Here is a 4,752-nt window from a genome sequence, read left to right as displayed (position 1 = left end):
TTTCAATGCATTACTTTTTATGAACTGTTTCAATCAATAAAGTTTCATATTGCTTTGCAATATTTTTAATATCAAACTTTTTCATTGCTGTTTGTCTTGCTTTATGTCCCATTTCTATCATACTAGGGTAATTTGAGATCATTTCCTGCATTTTACTAGCTAAATCTTCGACATCTTTCAATTTATGTACTAAGGCTGTTTTATTATTTTCAACCGCTTCTAAATTCATAGGAATATCACTTGAAATAATAGGGATACCCGTCATCATTGCTTCGACCAAGGCACCACTGAAACCCTCGAAGCGTGAAGGAAAAACAAAACAATGCGCTTCATACATTTTTTGCCAAGCATTAGGAATATTTCCTGCTAAAATAATTTGATTATTTAATTTCAGTTCTGAAATTTTCTTTTCCATCTGAGGTCTGTAGGATCCTTCTCCATAAATGACCAAGTTAACCTTTGAGTTCTTTTTGGCAATAATTGAAAATGCTTCTATCAACTCCGGATACCCTTTCTTTTCATACAATCGACCAATACAAACAAATGTAAAAATATCAGATTCAGGCTTTTCCCATTCGGAAAAATAATCACTATTTCGACCTCTATAAATTACTTTAATTTTTGAAGTTGGAATACCAAGATGTTTTGCATTGCTATCGCCAATGTATTTACTATTGGCAATCCACAAACAAGGAATAAAAGAAGTGATGCGATCCAAAAACCAGGTGCTATAATATTTTATAAATCCTGATGTTCCCGCGAATGTTTTCCTTCGTTCAATATTATAACTATCATCAACAAAAGTACCAACGAGTTTGGTTTCTGTAAGTACGCAAGCCATTCTGCTTATAATATTACTGCGATATAATGAGGTAACAACAATATCGGGTTTTAAGTCTTGCAACACTTTTTTCATTCCAGCAATTCCCTTAACAAAGTCATATTTTCCTTGTAAGTTCAATGAAAAAATCGTACATCCTAATTCTTCATAAGTAGGGAGTAAATCTGCTTTGGGGTAAAAATATAGGATATTTACCTGGGTTTCTTTTGAAAAATGACGAATGATATGAGCAATACTTTGCTCAGCACCTCCTTGTTGTAAGCTATCAATGGCGAAAAGAACTTTCATCTAAAAACTTAATTTCCTTTTTTAAAAGTTAGAGTTATGGGATCTAAAGTCTTTCCTTTGACTGATTGCAAGCCATGATAAATCCCCATCAAACGAAATTTTATTCTGTCAAATCGATCAGGGGCCTGTAATCCAGCAATCAAATATTTTGATTGAACAATGACATAACTAGCCAATCGAAACCAAGAAAAATACTGTTTCAGAATAAGCAGGTGGTTACGGGAATGATAATACCCCCGCCAACGTGTAGATCTAGAAAATCTTTCTCCTCCACCCATCGCCAGTCTATTCACATGATGATTAGCAATCACCCCTAATTTCAAACCGGCTTTTTTTATCCGTAAACAATACTCATAATCCTCACACATCATAAAAAAATCACTACTTGGGACTCCTACTTTCTTGATAGCTTCAATAGTAAATAAAGCATGATCTACTGGCATAAAATCAACATCTTCGGAATGATTTATTGGATTAACTTTAGTTTTAGTTCCCAAACCTAGTTTATATCCCATTAAGCCCAAAGCATCATAATTATACTTTTTACTGTTTTCTACTAAATACTCCAGTGTTTCTGGAATATTAGAAACATCATCATCCATCAACCACATATAATCAACAGCTGTGTTTTTTAATGCCCAATCCATTCCCAGGGCCAGACCCGAACCGTAACCAATATTTTCAGAACTAGAAACAATTGAAATCCGAGCATCATGGTTTTTTCTTTCCAAAAGACCAGCTATCGTTTTATCCGAACTATTATTATCGACCACAATTATATTCGAAATAGGGTACGTTTGTGCCTGCAAACAATCTAAAGTTTTTTGAATTACTTCACTTCTATTGTAGGTAACTATAATTGCAGCCACTTTACTATTTTCCATAAATCTAATTATTAATTTTTCCGATATTTTATATATATATATTTTGCCAGACTACTACTATTACGCCACAACTGATAATTTTGTTGCATCTCTCGTAAAAGCTTATCCCAACTTAAAACTATCGCCTCATCCTGAAATTCTTTTAATTTAACCTTATCAATTATTATCCTTTTTAGGGAACTTAAATAATTTTCTTTTACTTGTTTGATCGCATTAAAACATTCATCTGGATTCGTAACAATAGAAATTCCAATTCCTAATCCATTTTTAAGATATAAGGAGCTGCTTTCGTTTCCAGCAATTACAGGCACCCCTGCCAAATAACTGTTTATTATTTTTGAAAAAGGCTTGTTATAATGCGGTTTGTTTTCGAAATCACGAATCGCCAATACACAATCCGTTTCAGAATAATCATTCCATTGATCACTATCTGTAATTATCTTAAGATCTATTCCTTCTTTATTTAATTTTTCTTTAAAACTTGGTTCTAATAATTTTTGAGGGAAATTTTGGTCAATACCATAAAAACATACATTTTTAAAGCTCTCCCCTCTAGAAGAGTTTCTTTTAATGATGTCATTTTGATTCCAATGTGCTATGAAATAACTTTTGGTAAACGAAAATAGTTTTTCTTCAAAAAAACTTCGCTTTGAAAAATTAAAATTACTAACTCCAAATGGATTCTGTGCTATATGGTATTGAGCATATTGGTGGCGCCCATAATCTGCTTGAACGCATACAAATAACTGAGTATTGGAAGGCATTATATCTTTTGGAAAAAAACCTTTATGAAAGATAATAATCCCTTCGTCAGGAATATAATTTACTAAATGAATATTAAGGTCGCTTTTATATTCTTTTAGTTTCCAAAAAGTCTTTAAAATCCAACAATCTAATCCACTTTTGTAATTTAAAGTGATAGGAATTTCATTTGGATAATAAAAATATATGGGTATTACCATTTTTTCGATAAATCAATTTAAATTCAATATGATAGAAATTAAAAAGAAACCTTTCCTCTTTTTCCTAACAAGAAGTGAATTATGGCATATAAAATTACTCTTGCATTTGCAATTCCATAGGCAATCCCATACCTAAAACCAGATATTAATTTTAAAAAAGAACGCATAATTGTTATAAAAAAAGCTGAGAAAAGTTTATTCTTTTTAAGAATAATCAAACTATTTCTTATAGAATAATAGTCTCTCCAAATACGCTTTTCATCTTTCTTGATTCCTCTCTTTATTTTCAATCCAATTCTGTTGAACTTTACCCTATGCCTTTTGTATAACTCTTTATCTACCACTAAAACATAACCCGCTTCTTGCATTCTCAGATCAAAATCAAGTTCTTCAAAACCAAAAAAAAGACTTTCGTCTGGATACACCTTTTTCTTTAAACAAACATCCGCATTGACAATTTTACACATATTGCCAGCAATATTATCAACCTCCAAAACGCCATTTCCTTCTAATTCATCATCAGGAACTCGAACCATTAATCCATTTCTTTTATTAAAATACTGACCTACAACTCCTATACATCCGCAATTATTCGTTAACTCAGCTTTGTTTAATAAAATTTCGAAAGTATCATTATAAATAGGGGGGTCATCATCATCAATCCAACCTATCCATTTATATCCTTGAGTAGATAGCATTTCTAAACCTATTTTTGCAGCTCCTGCCGGGCCTGAATTGTAGCCCACAGAATGGTATTCAACTAGTATATGTGAAAATTTAGACAATACCATTTCAGCACTTTTGTCAGGATCATTGTCCACAATAAGTATTTTTTGGGGAGGGTATGATTGATTGAGTATAGCATTAATGGTAGCTTCCAAAGTGGGAACTCTTTGATAAGTCATAATAAATGCTGCAAAGTTTAAACATTTGCTCATTGTTGTTTCCATATTTTTTTTCCTAATAAAGGAAATAAAGCAATAACAAATCGAGCTAAAGTTTTCAATTTCCACATATCTGTAATATAAGCTTTCCAGAAATAAATTCTTGCTTGATTCCAAATACCTAATTTGGCATAAGCCACTGCGATGTTTTGATAATACAATCTTAATAAAATTGGGCGCTTATTAAACAAATTGGAATGTTTTTTTATGATATACAGATTGGAATCAATTGTATTTTTTAAATTTCTGCTCCCTCCGTTTAACGATTCAAAATAGGTGAAATTATAGTTATCAATTATTCCAATACTCAACTTTTCTGAATCCAACCGAAACCTTAATTCCACATTTTCGCCAAATTTCATATTTTCATCAAATAGGCCCACTCTTAAAAAAATATCTTTTTTTATTGCCCATGAACCTGCAAGACTATTGCCTTTTGACCTACCATTTCTATAAGGGTCTAAAGCTGAAACTAAGTATTCACTTGAATCAGGTTTTACTATTTTCATGCTACAAAACAACCATTCCTTATTTTGAATGGCTAAATCATAAAAATCCTCGAGCCAAGATTTTTCCACTGTATCATCACTATCCAAAAAAATCAGGAACTCACCCTCGGCCTGCTTTGCTCCAGTATTTCGTGCAGAACATACCCCAGCATTAGTTTGATAAATGGATTTGATTCTATTATCGCTAGTAAATGCTTGTAGGATTTCCTTAGTATTATCAGTTGATCCATCATCAACGATTACTATTTCAAAATCTTGAAAAGTTTGATCCAGAACTCCTTGTATTGCTCTGCTTATAATGTGAGCTCTATTATAAGAGGGAAT

Annotated in this window: 5 protein-coding genes; all 5 read right to left on the bottom strand. The window is 32.0% G+C overall.

The window, feature by feature from the left end; translation table 11 throughout:
• Window positions 1–10 precede the first annotated feature (10 nt).
• Complete coding sequence (locus ACKVOD_RS04720; protein ID WP_409208324.1) at window positions 11–1,129, bottom strand: glycosyltransferase family 4 protein; 1,119 nt, start codon at window positions 1,127–1,129, stop codon at window positions 11–13.
• Between the two features lie 8 nt (window positions 1,130–1,137).
• Window positions 1,138–2,013 carry a glycosyltransferase gene (locus ACKVOD_RS04715; RefSeq protein ID WP_409208323.1) on the bottom strand — a complete coding sequence of 292 codons (876 nt, stop codon included), beginning with the start codon at window positions 2,011–2,013 and terminating at the stop codon, window positions 1,138–1,140.
• Between the two features lie 11 nt (window positions 2,014–2,024).
• On the bottom strand, window positions 2,025–2,975 hold the full coding sequence (locus ACKVOD_RS04710) for a hypothetical protein (protein ID WP_409208322.1): 951 nt from the start codon (window positions 2,973–2,975) through the stop codon (window positions 2,025–2,027).
• Between the two features lie 38 nt (window positions 2,976–3,013).
• Entirely contained in the window at window positions 3,014–3,925 is a 912-nt protein-coding gene (locus ACKVOD_RS04705; protein WP_409208321.1) for a glycosyltransferase, read from the bottom strand.
• The coding region (locus ACKVOD_RS04700; RefSeq protein ID WP_409208320.1) for a glycosyltransferase family 2 protein at window positions 3,910–4,752 on the bottom strand (843 nt) is incomplete at its 5' end. The genes ACKVOD_RS04705 and ACKVOD_RS04700, both read right to left, overlap by 16 nt.

Origin of the sequence: Flavobacterium sp. (assembly GCF_046155325.1) — a bacterium.
Taxonomy (GTDB): Bacteria; Bacteroidota; Bacteroidia; order Flavobacteriales; family Flavobacteriaceae; genus Flavobacterium.
The sequence above is the reverse complement of the archived record's forward strand: the minus strand, read 5'-3'. Positions and strand labels throughout refer to the sequence as shown.